This window comes from Streptomyces sp. NPDC057445 (genome assembly GCF_042802855.1).
Classification (GTDB): Bacteria; Actinomycetota; Actinomycetes; order Streptomycetales; family Streptomycetaceae; genus Streptomyces.
The window spans coordinates 278375-301743 of record NZ_JBHVDH010000007.1 but is presented as its reverse complement, the minus strand read 5'-3'; the positions used below and the strand labels follow the sequence as shown (position 1 = coordinate 301743).

Annotated in this window: 26 protein-coding genes; 15 read left to right on the top strand and 11 right to left on the bottom strand. The window is 69.6% G+C overall.

What is annotated here, in order from left to right; all coding sequences use genetic code 11:
* Positions 1-84: 84 nt before the first annotated feature.
* Positions 85-2538 (bottom strand): cation-translocating P-type ATPase, encoded by a 2454-nt coding sequence (locus ACFU5O_RS18805; RefSeq protein WP_384241661.1) that lies wholly within the window; start codon positions 2536-2538, stop codon positions 85-87.
* Between the two features lie 169 nt (positions 2539-2707).
* Positions 2708-2983, bottom strand: coding sequence for a DUF2530 domain-containing protein (locus ACFU5O_RS18800; RefSeq protein WP_384241659.1), 276 nt, complete (start codon positions 2981-2983; stop codon positions 2708-2710).
* A gap of 356 nt (positions 2984-3339) precedes the next feature.
* On the opposite strand from ACFU5O_RS18800, the gene ACFU5O_RS18795 reads away from it, so the two are divergent.
* Positions 3340-4806: an NCS2 family permease gene (locus ACFU5O_RS18795; RefSeq protein ID WP_384241657.1), complete on the top strand. Its 1467-nt coding sequence runs from the start codon at positions 3340-3342 to the stop codon at positions 4804-4806.
* A 78-nt stretch (positions 4807-4884) separates the two neighbouring features.
* Here the strand turns inward: ACFU5O_RS18795 and ACFU5O_RS18790 are convergent, their stop codons facing one another.
* Complete coding sequence (locus tag ACFU5O_RS18790) at positions 4885-5067, bottom strand: ribbon-helix-helix protein, CopG family (protein ID WP_384241654.1); 183 nt, start codon at positions 5065-5067, stop codon at positions 4885-4887.
* 131 nt (positions 5068-5198) lie between these two features.
* Here ACFU5O_RS18790 and ACFU5O_RS18785 point away from each other — a divergent pair, with 131 nt between their 5' ends.
* Genes ACFU5O_RS18785 through thpR form a run of 4 tightly spaced genes read left to right on the top strand, consistent with a single transcriptional unit; the run spans position 5199 to position 7788 of the window.
* Entirely contained in the window at positions 5199-5636 is a 438-nt protein-coding gene (locus ACFU5O_RS18785) for a MarR family winged helix-turn-helix transcriptional regulator (protein WP_384241652.1), read from the top strand.
* 27 nt (positions 5637-5663) lie between these two features.
* A complete protein-coding gene (locus tag ACFU5O_RS18780) occupies positions 5664-7025 on the top strand; it encodes an MFS transporter (protein WP_384241650.1) in 1362 nt (453 codons plus the stop codon).
* Complete coding sequence (locus tag ACFU5O_RS18775) at positions 7022-7228, top strand: hypothetical protein (protein WP_384241647.1); 207 nt, start codon at positions 7022-7024, stop codon at positions 7226-7228. Before ACFU5O_RS18780 ends, ACFU5O_RS18775 begins: the two co-directional genes overlap by 4 nt.
* A complete protein-coding gene (gene thpR / locus ACFU5O_RS18770) occupies positions 7225-7788 on the top strand; it encodes an RNA 2',3'-cyclic phosphodiesterase (RefSeq protein WP_384241645.1) in 564 nt (187 codons plus the stop codon). The genes ACFU5O_RS18775 and thpR overlap by 4 nt, the downstream gene beginning before the upstream one ends.
* 57 nt (positions 7789-7845) lie before the next feature.
* Here thpR and ACFU5O_RS18765 read toward each other — a convergent pair whose 3' ends face one another.
* On the bottom strand, positions 7846-8844 hold the full coding sequence (locus ACFU5O_RS18765) for a helix-turn-helix domain-containing protein (protein WP_384241643.1): 999 nt from the start codon (positions 8842-8844) through the stop codon (positions 7846-7848).
* A 140-nt stretch (positions 8845-8984) separates the two neighbouring features.
* Between ACFU5O_RS18765 and ACFU5O_RS18760 the strand changes: the two genes are divergently transcribed.
* From ACFU5O_RS18760 to ACFU5O_RS18745, 4 genes are all read left to right on the top strand, one after another.
* A complete protein-coding gene (locus ACFU5O_RS18760; RefSeq protein WP_384241641.1) occupies positions 8985-9296 on the top strand; it encodes a hypothetical protein in 312 nt (103 codons plus the stop codon).
* Between the two features lie 253 nt (positions 9297-9549).
* The gene (locus ACFU5O_RS18755) at positions 9550-9717 is read left to right on the top strand and encodes a hypothetical protein (protein WP_384241638.1); all 168 of its coding nucleotides are present in this window, start codon (positions 9550-9552) and stop codon (positions 9715-9717) included.
* A 115-nt stretch (positions 9718-9832) separates the two neighbouring features.
* A complete protein-coding gene (locus ACFU5O_RS18750) occupies positions 9833-11017 on the top strand; it encodes a tachylectin-related carbohydrate-binding protein (protein WP_384241636.1) in 1185 nt (394 codons plus the stop codon).
* Positions 11018-11178: 161 nt separating this feature from the next.
* Positions 11179-12465, top strand: coding sequence for a CHAP domain-containing protein (locus ACFU5O_RS18745; protein ID WP_384241634.1), 1287 nt, complete (start codon positions 11179-11181; stop codon positions 12463-12465).
* Between the two features lie 110 nt (positions 12466-12575).
* On the opposite strand, the gene ACFU5O_RS18740 is transcribed toward ACFU5O_RS18745, so the two are convergent.
* From ACFU5O_RS18740 to ACFU5O_RS18730, 3 genes are all read right to left on the bottom strand, one after another.
* Entirely contained in the window at positions 12576-12860 is a 285-nt protein-coding gene (locus ACFU5O_RS18740) for a hypothetical protein (protein WP_384241631.1), read from the bottom strand.
* 184 nt (positions 12861-13044) lie between these two features.
* Positions 13045-14034 (bottom strand): aldo/keto reductase, encoded by a 990-nt coding sequence (locus ACFU5O_RS18735; RefSeq protein ID WP_384241629.1) that lies wholly within the window; start codon positions 14032-14034, stop codon positions 13045-13047.
* A gap of 212 nt (positions 14035-14246) precedes the next feature.
* On the bottom strand, positions 14247-14789 hold the full coding sequence (locus ACFU5O_RS18730) for a MarR family winged helix-turn-helix transcriptional regulator (RefSeq protein ID WP_384241627.1): 543 nt from the start codon (positions 14787-14789) through the stop codon (positions 14247-14249).
* Positions 14790-14854: 65 nt separating this feature from the next.
* On the opposite strand from ACFU5O_RS18730, the gene ACFU5O_RS18725 reads away from it, so the two are divergent.
* The 3 genes from ACFU5O_RS18725 to ACFU5O_RS18715 all read left to right on the top strand — a co-directional run bounded on the left by ACFU5O_RS18725 (position 14855) and on the right by ACFU5O_RS18715 (position 17547).
* A complete protein-coding gene (locus ACFU5O_RS18725) occupies positions 14855-15319 on the top strand; it encodes a carboxymuconolactone decarboxylase family protein (protein WP_384241719.1) in 465 nt (154 codons plus the stop codon).
* Positions 15320-15547: 228 nt separating this feature from the next.
* Positions 15548-16666, top strand: coding sequence for a hypothetical protein (locus ACFU5O_RS18720; RefSeq protein WP_384241624.1), 1119 nt, complete (start codon positions 15548-15550; stop codon positions 16664-16666).
* Positions 16667-16788: 122 nt separating this feature from the next.
* The gene (locus ACFU5O_RS18715) at positions 16789-17547 is read left to right on the top strand and encodes a class F sortase (protein ID WP_384241621.1); all 759 of its coding nucleotides are present in this window, start codon (positions 16789-16791) and stop codon (positions 17545-17547) included.
* Between the two features lie 356 nt (positions 17548-17903).
* Here ACFU5O_RS18715 and ACFU5O_RS18710 read toward each other — a convergent pair whose 3' ends face one another.
* Positions 17904-18344, bottom strand: a complete 441-nt coding sequence (locus ACFU5O_RS18710; protein WP_384241619.1) for a CBS domain-containing protein — start codon at positions 18342-18344, stop codon at positions 17904-17906.
* A 17-nt stretch (positions 18345-18361) separates the two neighbouring features.
* The gene (locus ACFU5O_RS18705) at positions 18362-18565 is read right to left on the bottom strand and encodes an antitoxin (protein ID WP_384241617.1); all 204 of its coding nucleotides are present in this window, start codon (positions 18563-18565) and stop codon (positions 18362-18364) included.
* A gap of 176 nt (positions 18566-18741) precedes the next feature.
* On the opposite strand from ACFU5O_RS18705, the gene ACFU5O_RS18700 reads away from it, so the two are divergent.
* Both ACFU5O_RS18700 and ACFU5O_RS18695 read left to right on the top strand, forming a co-directional pair.
* Entirely contained in the window at positions 18742-19197 is a 456-nt protein-coding gene (locus ACFU5O_RS18700; RefSeq protein WP_384241615.1) for a carboxymuconolactone decarboxylase family protein, read from the top strand.
* A gap of 482 nt (positions 19198-19679) precedes the next feature.
* A complete protein-coding gene (locus tag ACFU5O_RS18695; RefSeq protein ID WP_384241613.1) occupies positions 19680-19985 on the top strand; it encodes a DUF2087 domain-containing protein in 306 nt (101 codons plus the stop codon).
* 16 nt (positions 19986-20001) lie between these two features.
* Here ACFU5O_RS18695 and ACFU5O_RS18690 read toward each other — a convergent pair whose 3' ends face one another.
* Entirely contained in the window at positions 20002-20688 is a 687-nt protein-coding gene (locus tag ACFU5O_RS18690; RefSeq protein ID WP_384241611.1) for a GDSL-type esterase/lipase family protein, read from the bottom strand.
* 69 nt (positions 20689-20757) lie between these two features.
* Between ACFU5O_RS18690 and ACFU5O_RS18685 the strand changes: the two genes are divergently transcribed.
* Positions 20758-21765 (top strand): WD40 repeat domain-containing protein, encoded by a 1008-nt coding sequence (locus ACFU5O_RS18685; protein WP_384241609.1) that lies wholly within the window; start codon positions 20758-20760, stop codon positions 21763-21765.
* Between the two features lie 582 nt (positions 21766-22347).
* Here the strand turns inward: ACFU5O_RS18685 and ACFU5O_RS18680 are convergent.
* Entirely contained in the window at positions 22348-23004 is a 657-nt protein-coding gene (locus ACFU5O_RS18680; protein ID WP_384241607.1) for a DUF4360 domain-containing protein, read from the bottom strand.
* Between the last annotated feature and the right edge of the window lie 365 nt (positions 23005-23369).

The following is a 23369-nucleotide window of genomic DNA, read 5'->3' as shown; positions in this document are numbered from 1 at the left end:
CCGGGCCACAGCGCTCCGCCGGACGGCGCGCCCCGCGCCGCCCGGCGCCACCACGTTCCCGGCGGACGGCGCGCCCCGCGCGCCCTACGCCGGGAACCGCCGGTCCACCCACCGCCACGCGAACTCCAGCACCACCGAGGCCACCACCGCGATGCCCACCGCCGTCCACGGCATGGTGGTGCCCACGAGCTTCAGCGCGAAGAAGTTCTGCAGCCAGGGCACGACCAGGACGATCAGGAAGCACAGGCCCATCGCCAGGACCAGGCCGAGGCGCCACCACGTGTAGGGCCTGGCGATGATCGCCAGGACCCACATGGCGACCAGGAAGAGGGTCAGTGTGGCCGCGCTGGTCTCGGCCTCCAGGGCGCCCGGTCCGCTGTAGTGGGAGCGGGCCAGGAGGTACGTGGCGAAGGTGGCCACCGCCGCGACGATGCCGCCGGGGATCGCGTACCGCATGACCCGGCGGACGAAGTGCGGCCTGGCACGCTCCTTGTTGGGGGCGAGGGCGAGGAAGAAGGCCGGCACGCCGATCGTGAGGGTGGACAGCAGCGTCAGATGGCGGGGCAGGAAGGGGTATTCGACCTGCCAGCAGACCACCAGGATCGCGAGCAGTACCGAGTAGACGGTCTTCGTCAGGAAGAGGGTCGCGACGCGGGTGATGTTGCCGATGACCCTGCGGCCCTCTGCGACGACCGAGGGCAGCGCGGCGAAGCTGTTGTTGAGGAGGACGATCTGGGCGACCGCCTTGGTCGCCTCGGATCCCGAGCCCATCGAGACACCGATGTCGGCGTCCTTCAGGGCGAGGACGTCGTTGACGCCGTCGCCCGTCATCGCGACCGTGTGGCCGCGGGACTGGAGCGCGCCGACCATGTCCCGCTTCTGCTGCGGGGTGACCCGGCCGAAGACCGCGTTCGCGTCGAGCTCGGCGGCCATGGCGTCCCGCTCGGCGGGGAGCCGCCGTGCGTCGACGGTGTCCTTCGCCCCGGGGAGACCGAGCTTTCCGGCCACCGCGCTCACGGACACCGCGTTGTCACCGGAGATGACCTTGGCGGCGACGTCCTGGTCGGCGAAGTAGGTGAGCGTGTCCGCGGCGTCGGGCCGCAGCCGCTGTTCCAGGACGACGAGGGCGGCGGGGAGAACGCCCGCCGCGACGTCCGGGGCGTCCAGCTCCTTCACCGCGCGGGCGAGCAGCAGGACCCGTAGCCCCTGTTCGTTGAGCCGGTCGGTCTCGGCGAGTACCGGGTCGTCGTCGGGCAGCAGCACATCGGGAGCGCCGAGCAGCCAGGTGGAGCTCTGCCCGTCGCCCTCGCTGAACGCGGCTCCGCTGTACTTGCGCGCCGAGGAGAAGGGCAGCGAGCGGGTGCAGCGCCATTCGTCGCTGTCCGGGTAGGCCTCGATGATCGCCTGGAGCGAGGCGTTGGGGCGGGGGTCGGACTCGCCGAGCGCGCCGAGGACCTTGCGTACGTACGCCTCGTCGGCGCCGTCCAGGGTCCGCAGGCCGGTGACGTCCATACCGCCCTCTGTGAGGGTCCCCGTCTTGTCGAGGCAGACGACGTTGACGCGGGCCAGGCCCTCGATCGCGGGCAGTTCCTGCACGAGGCACTGTTTGCGGCCGAGCCGGATGACGCCGATCGCGAAGGCGACGGAGGTCAGCAGGACGAGGCCTTCCGGGATCATCGGCACGATGCCGCCGACGGTCCTGGCGATCGCGTCCTTGACGTTGTCGCCCTTGACGACCAGCTGGCTGATGACGAGGCCGATCGCGGTCGGGATCATCATCCAGGTCACGTACTTGAGGATCGTGGAGATGCCGGAGCGCAGCTCGGAGTGGACGAGCGTGAAGCGGGACGCCTCCTCGGCCAGCTGTGCGGCATACGCCTCGCGGCCTACCTTGGTGGCGGTGAACGCGCCGCCGCCGGCGACCACGAAGCTGCCGGACATGACCTTGTCGCCGCGCTGTTTCAGGACCGGGTCGGCCTCGCCGGTCAGCAGCGACTCGTCGATCTCCAGGCTGTCCGACTCGGCCACTTCGCCGTCGACGACGACCTTGTCGCCCGGCCCGAGTTCGATGAGATCCCCGAGCACGATCTCGGACGTGGACACCTCGGCGGCGGCACCGTCGCGCCGCACGGTGGGTCTGGCCTCGCCGATGAGGGCGAGTCCGTCGAGGGTCTTCTTGGCCCGGAGTTCCTGGACGATGCCGATGCCGGTGTTGGCGAGGATCACGAAACCGAACAGGGTGTCCTGGAACGGCGCGACGAAGAACATGGTCACCCAGAGCACGCCGATGATCGCGTTGAAGCGGGTGAAGACGTTGCCGCGGACGATGTCGGCGGTGGAGCGGCTGCTGCGGACGGGTACGTCGTTGACGTCACCGCGTGCGATCCGCTCGGCGACCTCGGTGGCGCTGAGTCCGCGGGGCCGAGGGAGCACGGGCGGTTCGACGGGGTGCACGGGGTCGAGCTCCGCGCCCGCGTCGATGACCGCCCGCCCGAGCGGCTCGGCCCCGTCACCGTCGGTCTCAGCCCGCTGAGTCATGCTGTCGACGTTACGGCGGCGGGCCCGCGTTCACCCCCCGAGCGAGGTGGACATCGGACCGTGGGAGGACCCGGATGGTCCTGGAGGACGACGCGTGCGGTCCGTCGGATGCGTCGGACGGTGCATCGGGTGGTCCATGGGCCCTCGCGGGCCCGTGGGAGGCCGCTCGCTACGCCTCGGGGTGGGCCGCCGCGCTCTCCGCCGCCTCCGCGCGCTTGATCGCGGCGTCGCGCCTGCGGACGTACCAGATGCCGATGAGGCCGAGGCCGCCGCCGGCCAGGCAGGTCCACACCCACCAGGCGAGGCCGCGGTCGTCGAACCAGCCGTAGAACGGGACCTGGACCAGGAAGAGGACGAACCAGAGGATCGTGCCGCCGGTGATGGTGGCGACGACGGGCCCCTCAAGGGGCTCCGGTGCCTCGTGCCTGGGGGTCCACTTCGCCATGCGGTCAGTGTAGGCGGAGCCGTTGTGGGCCTGGGGACTCCCATGCGGATCCTGCCGGGCTCGTGTGCCCTGGCGCCGCGCCTCGCTGCGTTCTCGTCGGTCGCCGACGTCCCCGCAGTCACCGTTGCGAGGTGCCCCCTCCGCGTGGGCTCGTTGCGAAGCACGCCGCCGGACCCCGCTTCCCGATCCGGCCCGATCCAGACGAAAGACCTTGGTCGGCCCGCTGCCCACGGCGTTCTACGCGCGGAGATACCGATCTTCAACTTATACGTTCATACTGAAGCGGTTTGTGTCCGACCGGTTTTGTTCGTATGAACCTCCAGGAAACCGGCCAAGAATCATCGACGAGGACTCACATGCCCCCCACGGCCACCGCCCCCGCGGACGTCCGGCAGCCGCAGCGGCCGGACTCCGGTCCCGGTGCCCTCGCCAGGCTCGACCGCTACTTCAGGATCTCCGAGCGTGGCTCCACGATTCCCCGTGAGATCCGCGGCGGCTTCGCGACCTTCTTCGCGATGGCCTACATCATCGTGCTGAACCCGATCATCCTGGGCAGCGCGAAGGACATGTACGGGCACCAGCTCGACGGTGGCCAGCTCGTCACCGCCACCGTGCTCACGGCCGCCTTCTCCACCCTCCTCATGGGGGTGATCGGCAACGTCCCGATCGCGCTGGCCGCGGGTCTCGGCGTGAACACCGTCGTCGCCCTGCAGCTCGCCCCCCGGATGAGCTGGCCCGACGCCATGGGCATGGTCGTCCTCGCGGGTCTCGTGGTGATGCTGCTCGTCGCGACGGGCCTGCGCGAGCGCGTCATGAACGCCGTACCGGTCGGCCTGCGCAAGGGCATCGCGATCGGCATCGGCCTTTTCATCATGCTGATCGGCCTCGTCGACTCCGGGTTCGTCTCCCGGATCCCGGACGCCGCGCACACCACCGTCCCGCTCCAGCTCGGGCTCACCGGCCACCTCGGCGGCTGGCCCGTGCTGATCTTCGTGCTGGGCGCACTGCTGACGCTCGCGCTGATCATCCGCAAGGTTCCTGGCGCGATCCTGATCTCGATCGTCGTGATGACGGTCGTCGCGGTCGTCGTCCAGCTGATCGCGAAGCTGCCGGGCCAGGCGTGGGGCCTCACGGTCCCCGAGTGGCCGGGCAACCCGGTCTCGACGCCCGACTTCGGCCTTGTCGGGCAGGTCAGCCTGTTCGGCGGCTTCGAGAAGGTGGGCTTCCTCACCGGCGCGCTGTTCGTCTTCACCGTGCTGCTGTCCTGCTTCTTCGACGCGATGGGCACGATCCTCGGAGTCGGCGACGAGGCGAAGCTGATCGACAGGAAGGGCGAGTTCCCCGGCATCAACAAGGTGCTGATCGTCGACGGCATCGCCGTCGCCGCGGGCGGCGCGACCTCCTCCTCGGCCAACACCTGTTTCGTGGAGTCCACGGCGGGCGTCGGCGAGGGCGCCCGTACCGGCCTCGCGTCGGTCGTCACGGGGGCGCTGTTCGCGGTGGCGCTGTTCCTGACGCCGCTCGCCACGATGGTGCCGTCGCAGGCGGCGACGCCCGCGCTGCTGGCGGTCGGCTTCCTGATCCTGGCCGGGTCGGTCAAGGACATCGACTGGAGCGACTTCACGATCGCCGTGCCGGCGTTCCTGGCGATGGTGATGATGCCGTTCACGTACTCGATCACCAACGGCATCGGCATCGGCTTCATCGCCTTCAGCGTGCTGCGGACGGCGGCCGGGCGCGGGCGTGAGGTGCCGGTGGCGATGTACGTCGTGTCCGCGGTGTTCGTCTTCTACTACGCGATGCCCGCGCTGGGGCTGACCTGACCGGGAGAGGCCGAGCCCGGCCGGGTGAGGCCGGAACCGTCACGTGAGGCCGGAACCGTCACGTGAGGCCGGAACCGGTCACGTGAGGCCGTAGAACTTCTCCGTCTCGTCGACGGCCGCATTGAAGCGTTCGTCGAAATCGTCGCGAATGAGCGTCCGGACCACATAGTCCTGGACGCTCATTCCGCGTCTGGCGGCATGCTGCCGGAGCCGGTGGAGCAGCTCCTCGTCCATCCGCAGGCTGAGCACTGTCGATGCCATGTCAGCCAGGGTCGCTGGCCGGAACGCGCCCATGCGTCACTTTCCGGACCTTGCTCACTCGTATGGGTGATTGGCTCCGCGGAATCGATACCGGCTGGTATTTAGACTGGGTAATGAGTTACGCTAAGGACATGCCTGACCTGTCCGACGGCGACGACGCCGCCGCCGTGAACTCACTTCGCTCGGCCGTGATGCGGCTGGGCCGGCGCCTGAAGCATCAGCGCGTCGACGAATCGCTGAGCCCCACCGAGATGTCGGTGCTCGGCACCCTGGCCCGCTGCGGCTCCGCCACCCCCGGTGAGCTGGCCCGCAAGGAGCATGTCCAGCCGCCGTCGATGACCCGCATCGTGGCGCTGCTGGAAGCCAAGGGACTGGTCCGGCTCGAGCCGCACCCCGATGACCGCCGGCAGAAGGTGGTCAGCCAGACCGAGCAGGCAGAGGCCATGCTCGAGGAGAGCCGCCGGAAGCGGAACGCCTGGCTGGCATCCCTCGCCGAGGGTCTGGACGATGACGAGTGGGCCAAGCTGCGCGCTGCCGCCCCCGTGCTGGAGAAGCTCGCACACCTTTGACCCACAGCCGCAAGGAGGCGAGCCCTTTTGAGTACGGGACCCGGAGCAGACTCCGCACCCGCACCGAACCCCCACCACGAGAGCACGACCACGCCGACCTCGGGGAGCCCCGGACCCTCCGGGACGTTCTCCTCGCTCAAGGTCCGCAACTACCGCCTGTTCTTCGCCGGAGCCATCGTCTCCAACACGGGCACCTGGATGTCCCGCATCACCCAGGACTGGCTGGTCCTGAGCCTCACCGGCTCCGCGACGGCCGTCGGCATCACGACGGCCCTGCAGTTCCTGCCGATGCTGCTCTTCGGTCTGTACGGCGGAGTCATCGCCGACCGCTACCCCAAGCGCCGCATCCTGCTGTTCAGCCAGGGCGCGCTCGGACTGTGCGGGCTCGCGCTCGCCGTACTGACCCTTTCCGGCCATGTGCAGGTCTGGCACGTCTATCTGATCGCGTTCCTGCTCGGCATGGTCACGGTCGTCGACAATCCGGCGCGGCAGTCGTTCGTCTCCGAGATGGTCGGCCTCCGGCAGCTGCAGAACGCCGTCAGCCTCAACTCCGCGAACTTCCAGTCCGCGCGGCTGGTCGGTCCGGCCGTCGCCGGTGTGCTGATCACCGCCGTCGGCAGCGGCTGGGCGTTCCTGCTCAACGGCCTGTTCTTTCTGGCGCCGATCACCAGTCTGCTGCGGATGCGTACGAGTGAGCTGCACAAGGTCGAGCGCGCGCCGCGCGGCAAGGGCCAGCTGCGGGAGGGTCTGAAGTACGTCGCGGGACGGCCCGAGCTGATCTGGCCGATCGTGCTCGTGGGCTTCATCGGCACCTTCGGTTTCAACTTCCCGATCTGGCTGACCGCGTTCTCGGACAAGGTCTTCCACGTCGGCGCCGGTACGTACGGCCTGCTCAACACGCTGATGGCGGCCGGCTCGCTGGTCGGCGCACTGCTGTCCGCACGCCGTGGCACATCCCGGCTGCGGATGCTGGTCGGGGCGGCGGCGCTGTTCGGCACGCTGGAGATCGCCGCGGCCCTCTCGCCGTCCTTCTGGCTCTTCGCGCTGCTGCTCGTGCCGATCGGCATGGTCGGCCTGACGGTCAACGTCACCGCCAACTCGTCCGTCCAGATGGCCACGGAGCCGATGATGCGGGGCCGTGTGATGAGCCTCTACATGATGGTCTTCGTCGGTGGTACGCCCGTGGGGGCGCCCGTCGTCGGCTGGATCACGGACACGTACGGCCCCCGTACCGGCTTCGCGGCGGGCGGCGCGGTCGCCCTCGTCGCGGCCGGGGCGATCGGCCTGATCCTGGTGCGGGTGGGCGGCCTGCGCGTCAAGGTGGACCTGCGGCCGGGCCGGCCGCACATCCGCTTCGTACCGCGCGAGCAGATCACGGCCGCGGCATGAGGGTTCGCCGCGCGCCCCGGGGCAAGGGCGCGCACACCCGGCACGGCACCACCAGCCTGCCTCTGCGGCACCGCCAACGCGGTGTGGCCGCCTGCCGGTTCGCGAGTGCCCGGGAGGGCGCGGCGCTGCGCGGCCACCTGTCCTGGGCCCCGGCGGATCCGGGGCTCCGCCCGGGCGGTAAGGGTGCCAGACTCGACGTATGAGACTCTTCGCCGCCGTGCTGCCGCCCGAGGAAGCCGTACGGGAACTGGGAAGCGCCGTCGACCGCCTCCACGCCCTTCCCGGCTCGGACGGACTGCGCTGGACCGGGCGGCCCGGATGGCACTTCACCCTCGCGTTCATGGGCGAGGTCGACGACGCACTCGTACCCGAGCTCCAGGAGCGGCTCGAACGGGCCGCTCACCGGAGTGAGGCGTTCCGGCTGCGGCTGCACGGTGGCGGGCACTTCGGGCGGCGCGCCCTGTGGGTCGGGGCAGCCGGCGGGCTCGACGCCATGCGCCTGCTCGCAGAGCGCGCGGACGCGGCGGCACGACGGGCGGGCGTCCCGATGGACGAGCACCGCCGCTACCAGGCCCATCTGACGATCGCCCGCGCCAGGACGGACCTGGACCTGCGTCCTTACGCCGAGGAGCTGAACGGCTTCGAGGGCACGCCGTGGACGATGTCCGAACTGGTCCTGGTCCGCAGCAATCTGCCCACGAGGGGTATCGAGGGGGAGCAGCCGCGCTACGAGACGGTCGGTGCCTGGCCTCTCGGCGCGTGAGCCTCCCGGTGGGGGTGGGCCTCCCGGTGTGTGAACCGCGCCCGCGGTGCGGCCGGGTCAGCAGCGGGTGGCCGGCAGCCAGCCGTTCTGGACGCAGCGCACTCCCAGTTCGAACCGGCTGCGCGCTCCTGCCCGTTCCATCAGCTCGGAGGCGATCCTGCGCGCGGTCCGGTGGGAGACCCCGAGCCGCTTGGCGATCGTCTCGTCCGTGTGGCCCTCGGCGAGCAGCCGGATCACGGCGGCCTGCTGGCCGGTGAGACCGTGGCGGTCGACGGGGATCTCGTCGCCGAGCGGCTGAGCCGTCGCCCATGCGGTCTCGAACAGCGCACACAGCGCGGTCAGCATGCCCGCTCCGGTCAGCACGACCGCGCCCGCCGCCGAGTTGTCGCTGTTGACCGGGATCAGGGCCGTGCTCCGGTCCGTGATGATCAGACGGGTGGGCAGGGACGGCACGGTACGGACCTGGGCGCCGTGCTCCGTCAGCCAGTTGGCGTGCTCGACGGTGGGCCGGTTGGTGCGGACGCTGTCCAGGTAGAGCGTGCGCATCCGGATCCCCCGGCCGAGCAGTTGCTCGTTCAGCGGCCGGGACGCGGCCATGTTCTCCGCGGTCTGCGGTCCGTCCGGTGCGAATGTCATGACCTCGTCAGTCACATCGCGGGTGAGCGATGACAGCCGGTCGCGTATCTCGTCGAGGCCGACGAGCTGTTCCACTCCGGGGTGGTCCGCGGCCGGGCGCAGGTCGGTGTACTCGGAGATCAGCTGGGCCGCGGCGGCCCGTGAGGCCTCCAGGCGCTGCTGCTGCGCGGCCAGTTCGGCCTGCTGCCTGGCCATCAGGATCTCCATGCCGATCTCGGGAGAGACCGGCCGCAGCCGCCCCGCGTTCTCCGCCGAGGGCCGCACCAGGGACAGCTCGCTGAGTGTGTCGAGCGCGTCCCTGACCTCGCCCTCGGTGTGTCCGACGGCCGCGGCGAGATCGGCGACCCCGTCCTGAGGGTGCATCAGCATGGCGCGATAGACCGTCTCAGCGACGGTGTTCAGGCCGAGAGCGGTCAGCATCTCAAGTCCCCCCAGTCCCCCACACAACATTCACAGATCAGGTGATCTTTTCAGACTGCTCCTGGTCGGAACAGGCCGTGGACGGAACGGGCCAAAACCACTGCCCGTTTTGCCCGGAGCTCTCCTGCGACCGTTGCTCCATGTATCTCGTCCATGCACATCTGGAACTGCCGTCGGGCGCCGAACTGCCCTTGTATATAAGCGAGTTGATGCGTGCATCGATCGCGCCGCCCGATCGCGTCGAGCATCTCGCCGTCCATCCGCGCTCCCCCTCGCGCCTCACCCTCGGGTTCTACCTCCTCGCCGGACACCTGGAGGAGGCGGAAGCGCATGCGGTACGGGTCTGCCGCCGACTGCTCTGCGACGTACCGCAGTTGCGCGGGGCGCGGCTGCTGGGGGCGGGGGTCCCGCTGATGCCGGCGGTCGCTTCCCCTGCCGCGTCACTCGACTGACGCCCGGGCGGACCGCCGCATGGCACCGGGCATCGGGCGGGCCCGGGATGCCGCGCGCCGGCCCTGGCCCGAACCGGCCCGCCTGGACGCAATGGTCCAAGGCCCCTTCCGTCCATACGAAAGCTCTTCTCAAGCCCCTGAGCTGCGACGAAGCTATTGATCACCGGCCGGAGCAAGCGTCACCGCGGGACGCGAGAACAGGCCGGGACAGACAAGCCGTTCAGTGTCGTCAGTCCCGGAAGGACCGATCAACGTGATGCGTATCCGACTCACCAAGGCCGCCGCGGTCGCCGCTCTCGTCGCCGGCGCAGTCCTGACCGCCCCGGCCTTCGACGCCGGTGAGCACACGAATCCGGTCGCCGCCTCCGTCACGGGCGACATGGGATGGCAGGTCGTCCAGGCCGACATGGGCTGGCAGTGAGCGAAAGCCGCTCCTGATCCACCGCCTGAGCATCCATGCGACGCCGCACGGGTGCCGCACCTTCCGACTCACCCAGCCCACTGACCCGACAGTATTGCCCCGGGGGGGACAAACCATGCCCAAGTTCCGCAAGGCGGGCCGCACGTTCGCCGGCCTCGTCGCTACAGCCGCGATGACCACCGGACTGGTCTCGGCCACCGCGACCACCGCCCAGGCCGCCACCACCTGCGCCGGCGGCGTGTCGATCTACGGTGTGCTCGCGGACGGCAGACTGAGCTACAGCGCCATCAACCCGGCCACCGGAGACCTCGCCAAGGTCCGTGTCGGCCCCGACCTCGGCTTCGAGCCCAAGGCGATGGCGACCCTGAACTTCAACACGGTGCTGGTCACGTCCACCGCCGGTGCGCTGTACCGCGTCGACGTGCTCACCAACAACAACGCCCTGGAGCTCTCCGGCGTCGAGAAGATCGCCGACAGCGGCTGGACCCACGACAAGCTGACGTACGACGGGCACGGGCACCTCTACGGCACCACCGCGGCCGGGATGCTGCTGCGCTACAACATCTCCCAGGCCAAGCCGCAGGGTTCACAGCACATCGCGGGCCGCACCGAGATCGGTACGGGCTTCGTCCTCAAGACCCTGACCGCGACCGGGGACGACCGCCTCAGCGCCACCACCGAGGACGGCCGGCTGCTCGACTACACGGTCAGCGGCGCGAACGCCTGGAAGGGCAGCCAGCTCAAGGCCGACGGCTGGTCGGGCTTCAACCAGCTCGTCTCCCCGGGCGGCGGCCTCTACTACGGCCGCCTCGCCACCGGCGCCATGTACTGGTACAAGGACGCCAACCCCACCGACGGCTCCGGCTCCGACATCTCGTACCACCTGAACGACCCGGTCAACACCGGGGGCTGGACCCAGAAGATGCTGTCCGCCCAGCCCAACACCTACACCTGCACCACGTCCGTCGACACGGTCAACCGCGACAACATCGCCGAAGTGAAGGCCGCGGGACGCCAGATGATGAACGAGCACGAGTCCGCCTGGGCCAACGCCACCCAGTGGTCCTGCCTGGAGCGTCTGTGGGACCGCGAGAGCAACTGGCGCTGGAACGCCCAGAACCCGTCCTCCGGAGCGTACGGAATCCCGCAGTCCCTGCCCGGCGACAAGATGGACGCCGCGGGTGACGACTGGCGGACCAACCCCCTCACCCAGATCAAGTGGGGCCTGAGCTACATCGACGGCCGCTACGGCACGCCGTGCGGCGCCTGGAACCACTCCGAGAGTCACGGCTGGTACTGAGCCCCGCGGCCGGCGGGCGCACCGACCGCGCCCGCCGGCCCTGCTCCCCCTCCTTCACAGGGCCGTTGCTCCCTCTCACACCGGGACTTCCCCTCCCTCTCACATCCAGACTTCGGCCCGGTGCTGCTCCGGGCTGCCCTCTTCCGCCAGGAGAAACCCTCATGTTCGCCTCGTCCAAGAGCCTGCGCACCACCGCCGCCACCCTCGCCGCCGGCGCCCTCTCCCTCGGTCTGCTGACGGCCACGGCCCCCGCGGCGTCCGCCGCGGACACGGTCTGCACGGGCCAGGCATCGGTCTACGGCATCCTCGGGGACGACCGCCTGACGTACTCGGCCATCGACTCCGCCACCGGCAACCGCCTCAAGACGCTCGTCGGCCCCGATCTCGGCTTCGAGCCCAAGGCGATGGCGACCCTGAACTTCAACACGGTGCTGGTCACGTCCACCGCCGGTGCGCTGTACCGCGTCGACGTGCTCACCAACAACAACGCCCTGGAGCTCTCCGGCGTCGAGAAGATCGCCGACAGCGGCTGGACCCACGACAAGCTCACCTATGACGGCTACGGTCACCTCTGGGGAACCGCGAACGGCATCCTGATGCGCTACAACGTCTCCCAGGCGAAGCCGCAGGGCTCGCAGCACATCGCCCAGCGCGTCGAGGTCGACTCCGGCTTCGTCCTCAAGACCCTCACCGCGGTCGGCCAGGACCGGCTGCTCGCCACGACCGAGGCCGGCCAGCTGTACTCGTACAAGATCGTCGGCGGCTCCTGGAAGCGGGACACCCTGAAGACCGAGGGCTGGTCCGGCTTCAACCAGCTCGTCTCGTCCGGTGGTGGCTTCTACTACGGCCGCACGTCCACGGGCGGCATGTACTGGTACAAGGACGCCAACATCTCCGACGGTTCCGGCGCCGACATCACGTACCACCTGAACGACCCGGTCGACGAGTCCGGCTGGACCCAGACCCACCTCTCGGCCGCGCCCCGCACCGTCAGCTGCAAGACGGTCAGCACCCTCGGTCAGGACATCGCCAAGGACGCGCTGAACGAGGTCGGCAACAACTTCTCCGACTACGACTTCGACCACAGCCGCGCCTGGTGCGCCGAGTTCGGCAAGTACATCTGGGCCGGCAACGACGTCGACCACGCCAGTGAGCTCGACGCGCGTGCGATCAGCTTCCGCGAGTACGGTCTGCGTCACGGCACCTACCGCACCTCCGCCCCCAAGGTCGGCGACGCGGTCCTCTACGACACCGACGGCAGCCTGACCGACGGTGAGGCCAACCACATCAACCTGGTCGTCGCCGTCTCCGCCGACGGCAAGCAGATCCAGACGGTCGGCGGCAACGAGAGCCGTCAGGTCCAGAAGAGCGGCTGGTTCAACTGGGACACCGCGTCCAGCCCGGTCGGCGCCGGCCCGGCGCTCGCGTTCATCAGCCCGAAGGGCTGACCGGGAGCCGGCCGCGCTGAACGGCCGACCGGCACGGTCCTCCCCGCAGCACCGAGGCCCTGCCGCTCCGGAAGGAGCGGCAGGGCCTCGGCGCACGACGACACCTGCGGCTACGGCTGCACCGGGTCGAACGGGTCGGGCAGGTACTTCAGGCAGACGGACGACGACCTCGTTTCGTTCGCCACACCGTTGACGGTGAAGCGCACGGTGCCTCCGTACGGTCCCGCCGACATGCCCGCGCCGATCCAGTCATAGCAGTCCGGGACAGCCGCGGTCGGGCCGTAGCACGCCCGCCGGGTGCCGGTGGGCAGCGCCGTCGACACGCACGACGCATCGCCGAAGTCGTTCGCGATCTGCCCCGAGATCGTGACCGCCCGGCCCGAGTGGTTGTTCACGACCAGGACCACCTGGGCGTCGTCCTGAGAGTCACCGGATGCTAGATCAACTTCTGGTGCCGTTAGGCTCAAAGGGTGGACCCGAAGACCAGGAACCGGATCATGGCCGGTGTGCTCGTGCTGATGTTCGCGATCGTCGCAGTGGCGGCCGTGCTCGGCAGGTGACCGCGGCCGCCACGCGCGGCTACCAGGCGAACGCCTCCGGCGACGGCCCCGGACCGGGGAAGATCCCGTCCAGCTCGGTCAGCAGCTCGTCGCTCAGGTCGAGCTCGACCGCCCGCAGCGCCGACGCCAGCTGATCCGTGGTCCGCGGCCCCACGATCGGGCCCGTCACCCCGGGGCGGGTGAGCAGCCAGGCGAGGGCCACCTCGCCCGGTGCGAGTCCGTGCTTGTCGAGCAGGTCCTCGTAGGCCTGCAGCTTCTTCCGTACGGATGAGTCGGCGAGCGCGTCCGCGGAGCGCCCCGACGTCCGTCGGCCTCCCTCGCTCTGCTTCTTGATCACCCCGCCGAGCAGTCCTCCGTGCAGCGGCGACCAGGGGATGACCCCGAGGCCGTACTCCCGTGCGGCGGGGATGACCTCCATCTCGGCGCGGCGCTCCGCGAGGTTGTACAGGCACTGCTCGCTCACCAGCCCGTAGGAGCCGAGGCGGCGGGCGGTCTCGTTGGTCTGGGCGATCTTCCAGCCGGGGAAGTTCGAGGAGCCCGCGTAGATGATCTTGCCCTGCTGGATCAGTACGTCGACGGCCTGCCAGATCTCCTCGACCGGGGTGTCCCGGTCGACGTGGTGGAACTGGAACAGATCGATGTAGTCGGTCTGCAGCCGCGTGAGGCTGGCCTCGACGGCACGGCGGATGTTGAGGGCGGAGAGCTTGTCGTGGTTGGGCCAGGGCGCGCCCTCTGCGCCCATGTTCGCGTAGACCTTGGTGGCGAGGACGACCTTGTCGCGCCGCTCGCCGCCCTTGGCGAACCATTTGCCGATGATCGTCTCGGTGCGCCCCTTGTTCTCGCCCCAGCCGTAGACATTGGCGGTGTCGAAGAGGTTGATGCCCGCGTCGAGCGCGGCATCCATGATCGTGTGGCTCTCCGGCTCGTCGGTCTGCGGTCCGAAGTTCATCGTGCCGAGGACGAGTCGGCCGACCTTGAGTCCCGTGCGTCCGAGCTGCGTGTACTTCATGGTTGACAAGCCAACGCGTTGGAGCGCACTCCAGGCAAGAGGACATGGCTGTCCGTCCGCGTGGGGCGCGGGCTGCGCGGGCTGCGCGGGCTGCGCGTGCGGGCGACGCGCGGCGCGGGCTGCGCGTGCGGGCGACGCGCGGCGCGGTGGCGTCGACGCGCCCCGTGCTGCGGTCACCGGTCACCCGGGATGCGAGGGGCCCCGATCAGCGGTCAGGTGCCGCCGAACCAGCCCGCGGCGTCGAGCCGGAACGCCTCGGCGGGTACGACCGCGCGCAGATCCTTCTCCAGTGCGTCCAGCCGCCGGCCCCCCAGGGTCAGGGCCCACTCCGCCCGCAGCTCGTCGAAGACCGCCACCGAACGTGCGAGAGCGTCCAGGCCGTGCGGTGTGAGGCGAACGGTCTTGCGGCGCGCGTCGGTGGGGTCGTCGACGCGTTCCGCGTAGCCCATCGACACCAGGCGGTCGACGGTCTTGCCGGCCGCCTGTTTGGACACGCCGAGCCGCCGCCCGACCTCGCTGGCGGTGGCGCCGTCGACCCCGACCGCTTGCATGGCGAAGCCGTGCGCGGGCCTCAGGTCCGGGTGTCCCTGCCGGGCCAGTTCGCTGTGCAGGCGGTCGATGAGGGTGCGGAAGCCCGCGAAGAGCAACAGGGGCAGCTCATATCCCCTGCCCACCGGGGTGCCCGTGCTCTTGCGCCCGCCCTTGTCTGATTCGACAACCTGGTTTACCTTCTCTTCGTCAACCACGTTGTCCATTCTAGGAGACTCGCGTGTTCACCGACCACACCCTGGAAACCGCTCCGGCCGCGTCCCGGAAGGCGATGGAGGCAGTCGTACGGAATCTCGGCCGCCTTCCGGCCGCCGTCGCCCGCCTGGCCGAGTCGCCCCAGTTGCTCAACGGCTTCCTCCAGCTCAGCGCGGTGTTCGAGACGAGCACCCTGGAGCCGGTGGCACGCGAGGTCGTCATCATGACCGTCGCCGTCCGCAACGACTGTCACGTATGCGTGGAGATGCACTCCGAAAAGCTTCGCAAGCTCGGTGCGGACGAGGCGCTGATCGCCGCCCTGTGCGAGCAGCGTGACCTCCCGGACGAGAGCCTGGAGGCGGTGCGGAGGTTCACGCTCGCCGTCCTGGCGACGGCGGGCGGCGTCGGTGACGAGGAGCTCGAGCGCTTCCTCTCGTACGGCCGCACCGAGCGGAACGCCCTGGAAGTCGTGCTCGGCATCGGCACCTACACGATGTCGACGTTCGCGAACCGGCTCACCCGCGCCGCGGTCCGAGCGTGAACCAGGCCCGAGAGCGGCATTCGTTGAGCGGCGCGCGGTCCGGGTGCCCGTCCAACGGGTGATTATCGGGCGGAACGCCACCCGAAAAGCCCATGGTGTAGCTCGAATGCAGGGTCCCCGGTTGGTGCGACCCCGGAATTCGGCTGACGGTGAGGGGAGTCGCTGCTGCGATCCGATGAGCTGACGATGTGTCGGCCGTCGCAGTCGCGGCGAAAGGAATGGACTCCCATGCGCTCTGCCCGCACCCTGTGGATCTCAGCCGCGGTGACCGCGGTGCTTTCGGTCACCGCTCCTGCCGCTTACGCCATCGCCGTAGCCGACGACCGCGGCGCCGGCGCCCCCTCCAGCCGGGACTACGAGTCCGACGACTACGGGGACGACTACGACAAGGGCGACAAGGACTACGAGAAGAAGGACCACGACAAGAAGGACTGGGGAAAGAAGGACGACCACGACAAGGGCGGCCACGACAAGGGCGGCCACGACAAGGGTTACGACAAGAAGGACAAGGGCGACCACGACAAGGGTTACGACAAGGGTGACAAGGACGACTACGACAAGGGGGACTACGACAAGGGCGACAAGGACGACGACGACTACGACAAGGGCGACAAGGGCGACGACGACTACGACAAGCCCAACGGTGGCGTCCACACCGGTGGTGGCGCCCTTGCCCGCGTGGTGAGCGACGACGACCACGACAAGAAGGACTGGGACAAGGGCGACAAGGGTGACAAGGGGGATCACGACAAGAAGGACTACGACAAGGGTGACAAGGGGGACTACGACAAGGGCGACAAGGGCGACAAGGGGGACTACGACAAGGGCGACAAGGGCGACAAGGGGGACTACGACAAGGGCGACAAGGGCGACGACTACGACAAGGGTGACAAGGGCGACAAGGGCGACGACGACTACGACAAGCCCAACGGTGGCGTCCACACCGGTGGCGGCGCCCTTGCCCGCGTGGCGAGTGACGACGACCACGACAAGAAGGACTGGGACAAGGGCGACAAGGGTGACAAGGGGGATCACGACAAGAAGGACTGGGACAAGGGCGACAAGGGCGACCACGACAAGGGTGACAAGGGGGACTACGACAAGGGTGACAAGGGAGACGACGACTACGACAAGGGTGACAAGGGCGACGACTACGACAAGGGTGACAAGGGCGACAAGGGCGACGACGACTACGACAAGCCCAACGGTGGCGTCCACACCGGTGGCGGCGGTCTCGCCACGAACAGCAGCAGCCTGGCTGCCGGTTCGATCCTGATGCTCGGTGGTATCGGCGCCGGTGTCTACAAGCTGCGTCGCCGCATCGCATCCGGTGGTGCCCGGGTTTGATGCGGTCGCTTTTGTAGCCGTCTCGCGTTGTCGCGGCCACCGTCTCCCGGACGGTGGCCGCGACGGTGGCACTTCGTCGCACCCCTCATGCCGCTTCACTCAGCACCGAAAGGCATGCTCACATGATCTTCCGGCAGTCGTCCGGCCGGTCCCCGCACCGCCTCGCACACACCTTCCGGTCCGCCCGGAATGCTCTGCTGTGGCCTGTCGCTTCGGTGGGGGTCGGCGCTCTCCTGGTCTACGGTTCCCTCGACCACGGCGTGGTGGCCCAGCAACCGGTCCCTCCCGTGGTGGTCATCACGCCGAAAGCCGCGGGCCCCTCGGCCGGCCAGTCCGCCACACCCTCTGCCCGTCCCGCCCGCCCTCCGCGTCCTGCCCGCCCCCCTCGCCCCACCGCCGGGCCGGGTCTCGCCATGCACCGTTCCGAACCCAAGCGGATCTCCATCCCCGCCATCTCCGTCAACGCGCCGTTCACGCCGTTGACGATCGCCCCCTCCGGGCAGCTCAACGCGCCACCGGCCAACGACAAGAACCTGGTCGGCTGGTTCAAGGACGGCGCCACTCCCGGCGAACGAGGAACGTCGATCGTCGCCGGTCACTTCGACACCACGATCGGCCCCGCGGTGTTCGTGGATCTCAGCGGGCTCAAGCGAGGGAACAAGGTCGAGATCACTCGCCAGGACGGCTCACTCGCCACGTTCAGGGTCGATTCCGTCGAGTCGTTCAGCAAGGCGAAGTTCCCCAACGACCGTGTCTACGACGAGGCGCCCACCGCGCAGCTGCGGCTGATCACCTGTGGGGGCGACTACGACAAGAAGGCCAAGGACTACAAGGAGAACATCGTGGTCTTCGCTCACCTCACCGACATCCGGCCACGGTGAAAGTGCGCGCGCCGAGTGCTGCTTGCCCCGAGGGCCCGGTAATACGCCTCAACGCCTCTTGATCCGACGTGAGTTCTGCGCCTGGGACGGAAGGCGTCGTCCGTGCCGTCGCTCCGGCGCCTTCCGCCACTCTGATCCACGCCCCACGCCGCGATCGGCATGGCCACGATCACCGCGATCGACAAGGCCGCGATCGGTACGGCGTGGGGCGCGGTTCGGGGTTCGTTCCATGAGTGACGATGCTTCAGGCATGGGCCTCGCTTCAGGCGTTCGCGTTGCTCCCGGCTTTCGCGTTGTTGCCTGCTCCCGGCTTTCGCGATGCTTGCTCCAGGACCGGCCTGATCCAAACGAAAGACCTAGGCGTTCGCGTACACGCGCGTCGCGAACTCCGCGATCTGCGCATCTGTCAGGTTCTTGGCGAGGTTGGCCTCCGTGATCATGCCGACGAGCTGGTGACCCTGCAGGACGTCGATCACCGGCAGCCGCTTGATCTGGTGCTGCTCCATCATCGCCAGCGCTTCGTCGGCGGGCACGTTCGCGTCGATCCAGTGGAGCTCGCCGCCGAGGGAGCCTGCCTGGACCGTCGCCGGGTCGATGCCCTCCGCGACGCACTGGACGACGACGTCGCGGTCGGTGATCAGGCCCGTGAGCCTGTTGTTGTCGCCGCATATGGGCAGAGCGCCGACATTGAGGTCGCGCATCATCCTGGCCGCGTCCAGCAGTGACTGATGTGCGCCTATGCACTGCACGCCGCTGGTCATGATGTCGCGGGAGGTGAGCTTGGTGTTCCCGGTCATGATTTCCTTCCGATCCGTCAGGCCTGCGGCGGCCTGTCCTGTCCCTCGCCGCCCCGTTCGCCGCCGAACTGCCCCTTGAGCTTGTCCTGCGCGGTGTCGACCTGGCCGCCGTACTTGCCCTGAGTCCTGTCGTCGATCATGTCTCCGGATCTGTCGATGCCTTTCGAGGCTTGGTCCTCGTGGCCCCTCAGCATCTGCTTGATCTTGTCCATCATGGACATGGACGACCTCCTAGAGGTGTGCCCCCGCCCCTCCAGGGTCACCTTCCTCCGTGCCGTTCGCATCCCCGCGGGCAGGGGCGGCCGGAAGCCGGAAGATTCGTCCCCTCATCCGGTCACACTCCCTCCGCGCGATCCGTCGTAGCAGTAACTGACGAGAACCCCGGAGGGCAGAAGACATGCACGCTCGGATGAACAATCCCGCCACGGTCATCCCCGAGGCCATGCCGGCCATCCTCGACCTGCTGAAGGCCACGAGGAAGGGCGGAGTGCCCGAGACGACCCTGGAGCTGGTCCATCTGCGCGCGAGCCAGATCAACGGCTGCAGCTACTGCGTGGTGGGCGGTGCACAGAGCGCGAGGAAGGCGGGCCTCACGGAGGAGCAGCTGACCGCCGTGGCGGCGTGGCGGGAGGCGCCGTTCTTCTCGGACGCCGAGCGGGCGGCCCTCGCGCTCACCGAGGCGGCGACCCGGCTCAGTGACCGGTCCGACCCGGTGCCGGACGCGGTGTGGGACGACGCCGCCGACCACTACGACGAGCAGCAGCTCGCGGCGATCATCCTGATGATCGGCACGACGAACCTCTTCAACCGGCTGAACGCCACGACGCGGCAGGTCGCAGGCGCCACATGGTGACCGGTCCGCCGCCTGCCCGGTGAACGGGCGACGGTGCGCGGGGAGCGCGGTGGGCCATCACGGACGCCACGGCCTTCCGGTACCGGCCTTCCGGTACCCGGCCGGCCGGGTCGTCGTCGGGGGCGTACGAGAGCCTGCCGTGCCGTCCGCGCCCCGCGCACCGTCGCCCGACTGCGGGAGCGCGGCATCGACCGGATGCCATCTCCGCCGACGAGGTCCGCCGCGATCCCTGTGCGGTGTTGCGTGCGCGGTGTCGGCGACGACGGCCACTGGCACGGCCGGTCCGTCGTCGGCGTCGATGCCGACGCGCCGCGGGCATCTCGGCCTCTGTCCCGGGCCGGCCGAACGACCCGCCGGACCGTCCCCGTGGGCGCCGCGGGCGTCGTCGGCCCGCGGCGTCCGCGTGACCGTGCTCACCGGGCACGCACGGGTCCGGGAAATTCCGTTGCCTCGCAGGAGGCGATGCACGAGGCTTCCATGCCATGTCCGACACCGCATCCACCGCCGCTGGCCCCGGTGCCGCCGCACCCGGTGGGTCCCGAGGGGTGGCCGCCCTCTTCTCCCACGGCCGGCTGACGGCGATCCCGCGGAAGCCCGCCCGCCGCGAGCAGTTGCTCGTCCATCTCGCGGAGACCCTTTTCGAGCAGGGCCGCGACTACAGCGAGCCCGAGGTCAACGAGGCACTGCTCACGGTGCACGAGGACTCGGCGGCGCTGCGCAGGTATCTCGTCGTGGCGGGCCTGCTGACCAGGACCAGGGACGGCCGCAGCTACCGGCGGACCGGGTAGCCGGCCGGGCGGCCGGTCACGCCGACGGCTCGTACGGGCCGCCCACGTCCCACGCCTGGTGCATCGCGTCGGCGAAGGCCGCCGCCAGCTTGTGCTCGCCCGAGGGTCCCGGGTGCGTGCCGTCGTACGTGTCGGAGTGGACGTCGTACGACTCCGGTGGTGTCGCGAGCAGCAGGGGCGCGGCGGGGGAGTCGAGGTCGGCCACGGCCTTGGCGAGGAGTTCGTTGAAACGCTCGCACTCGAGCGCGAACGGCGCGTCGGACATCGCGCGGACGTTGGGGATGACCGGGAGGAGTACGGCCCGGACGTGGGGGTTCGCCGCGCGGGCCTCGCCGATGAACGCGCGGACGTTCAGGGCGGTCTGACTGCTGTTCGTGTAGAAGCCGAGGTCTATCAGCCCCAGCGAGACGAGCAGCACGTCCGCCTTCGTCGTGGTCACCGTGTCACGGATCAACGGGGCCATGTGCATCCAGCCCTCGCCCCAGCCGGCCAGGTGCTTGCGGGCGCGTTCGGGGAAGTCCGGGTCGGCGTAGGCGGTCGAGACAGGGGCGCCGGCGACCGTGTCGTGCAGTTCGGTGCGCGGACCGACGATCTTGTACGGGCCGCCGAACGAGCGGTTGAGGTGCTGCCACATCCGGTATCGCCAGGTGTAGTCGCCGGCGCGTCCGATGGTCATGGAGTCACCGACGAACATGAAACGCATGGGGCAATCATGGCCGACCCCCGCCGGGTGCGGCTCCGGCAGGTGACGTGACGATGGACACTTGGGGGCATGCGTTCGTTGCGTACGACTCTGATCGCCACCGCCGCTGCCGTGCTCGCGGTCGGTACTGCCGCCATGCCCACCGCTGCCGCTGCCGCTGCCGCCGACGGCGGCGACGGTGACGGTTTCACGATCAAGGACCCCCGGATCACGGAATCCAGCGGACTCGCTGCGAGCCGGGCCCACCCGGGCGTCTACTGGACGCACAACGACCAGGACGCGCCGCGTGTCTTCGCCGTCGACTCGAAGACCGGCAGGACCGTCGCCACGGTCACCCTTCAGGGTGTCGGCAAGCCACGTGACATGGAGGCGATCTCCGTCGGCCCCGACGGCAACGTCTACGTCGGCGACATCGGCGACAACGCGAACGGCAGCTGGGACCACGTCTGGATCTACCGCTTCCCGGAGCCACGGAAGCTGCAGGACGTCACCGTCCACGCCACGCAGTACGTCGTGAAATACGCGGACGGCCCGCGCAACGCCGAGGCGATGATGGTCCATCCGAAGACCGGACGGGTCTACATCGCCAGCAAGAACGAGGACGGCGGAGGGCTGTACGAAGGGCCTTCCCGGCTGGTGACGGGCGGGACGAACACGTTCCGGCGGATCGGCGAGGTGCCGTGGGTGACGGACGGGGCGTTCTCCCCCGACGGCAAGGAGCTCGTACTGCGTTCCTACTTCAGCGCCCGCGGCTACGCGTGGAGCGGCGGGCGGCTCGGTGCCGACCACCACGTCGGCGCGCCCCTGCAGGGACAGGCCGAGTCGGTGACGTACACGCCCGACGGCAAGGCGCTGATGTTCGGTACGGAAGGGGAGCAGAGCGAGGTCGTCCGGCGGGAGGTCGTCAAGGACGACGGAAGGGGCCCGGGGAGTGGAGCGCCCTCCGGGTCCGCGAGCGGGGGCGCGTCCGGCCCGGCGGACGACGGGAGCGGCACCGGCCTCGCGCTGCCGGCGGTCGCGGTCGTAGGCGCGGTGGTGCTGGGCCTGGCGGTACGGTCCCGGCGGCGCCGGACCTGAGGCCCGCTGCGGCGCCGGACCTGAGGCCCGCTGCGGCGCCGGACCTGAGGCCCGCTGTGGCCCGGGACCTGGGGTCCGGCGGGGCGGGTCACCTGCCCGGCACCTGTACCGGGCGATGCGGCGTCGTGTCCTGCGGGTAGTGGCCCGGGACCTGGGGTCCGGCGGGGCGGGTCACCTGCCCGGCACCTGTACCTCGCGCTGCGGCGCGGGACCTGAGGTCCGGCGGGGCGGATCACGCGCCCCGGCACCTGTACCGGGCGATGCGGCGTCGTGTCCTGCGGGTACTGGCCCGGGGCCTGAGGTTCGGCGGGGCGGAGCACCCGCCCGGCACCTGTTACCTCGCGCTGCGGCGCGGGACCTGCGGCATCCCCTGGCGCGCTGCGACGAGGACCTCCAGCGCCGGTGCGGGCGCTGGTGATCACGGCGGTCCTTCTGCCGCTCGCGCGGTGCGGCGGTCCAGCGGCTCAGCCGGTGAGTCGGTGCGCAAGGCCCCGAGGCCGAGGCCGAGGCCGGGGCCACGGCCCCCCGGCCCCGGGCCCCGCGCCGTGGCCTGCGCGGGGTCCGGGCCCGGTCATCCCCGGATCAGTTCTCCGGGCACTGCTTCCACGCGAGCCGGTAGACGGTGTTGATCTCGCCGTCCGTCGAGTCCATCGTCATGAAGCTGGTCTTCGACGGGCTGGACATCTCGCCCTTCACCCGCAGCTCGGTGTTGATGTTGAAGTTCCGCTTCACTCCACACGGGGCCCAGACCAGCTGGCCCCACTCGGTCGTGTCGGTGGCCTGCCAGTTGTCGTCGTACGGGCCGCTGAAGAGATGGTTCCTGGCGGCCGTGTCGGGCGAGCCCTGGAAGTAGTACGAGGCCTTCTGGATGGCGCTGGCCCCCCGCTGCAGGCTGGCGTAGCCGCGGTAGTCGGCGCTGGCGACGGCGTAGGTGAAGCCCTGCGGGACATGGACGATCAGGTTGAGCTGACAGTTCTTGCGGAAGTCGGTGGGGTCGGCGTTGCCGCCCACCTTGGCCAGATAGTCGCTGTAGGTGACGGTGAACGCGGTGTTGTCCGGGGAGACGGCGATGGCGGCGGTCCCCGGCTTGCAGCCCGATCCGTTCACCGTGGCGATCTCGATGACGATCTTGTCGGGCGGGGCGACGATCCCGGCAGAGGCGGTACCGGGGGTGCCGGCGACGAACATGGAAGCGAGGACCGCCGTTGCGGCGGAACCCGCGCGTAATGCACCGCGCATGATTGCGTACTCCGATCGATGGTGGTGGTCGGTGGCCTGGTGAGGCGAACCGTGGGGGGTCCAGCCGAGCTCATGTCCGGCCTCGGAGGACTTGCCGAAGACAGTTGAGGCGTGAACATGTCAAAGCGCATCGGATCGCTGCCGATCGTAGGGACGGAAGAGGGTGCCGGATAGGGCGGTTATCAGCCGTACATGCACGACAGCTCCACGGGGTCTCCACGGAACCGGCACCTCGTGCACACGACGAAGGCCCGGCGGGCGATGCCGCCGGGCCTTGCCGGTACTGCCGTTGCCGCGCCGCGTTGCCGCGTCGCAGGTTGCTTCGGCGTTCCGGTGCTTTCCGCAGTGCTTTCCGCGGTGCTTGC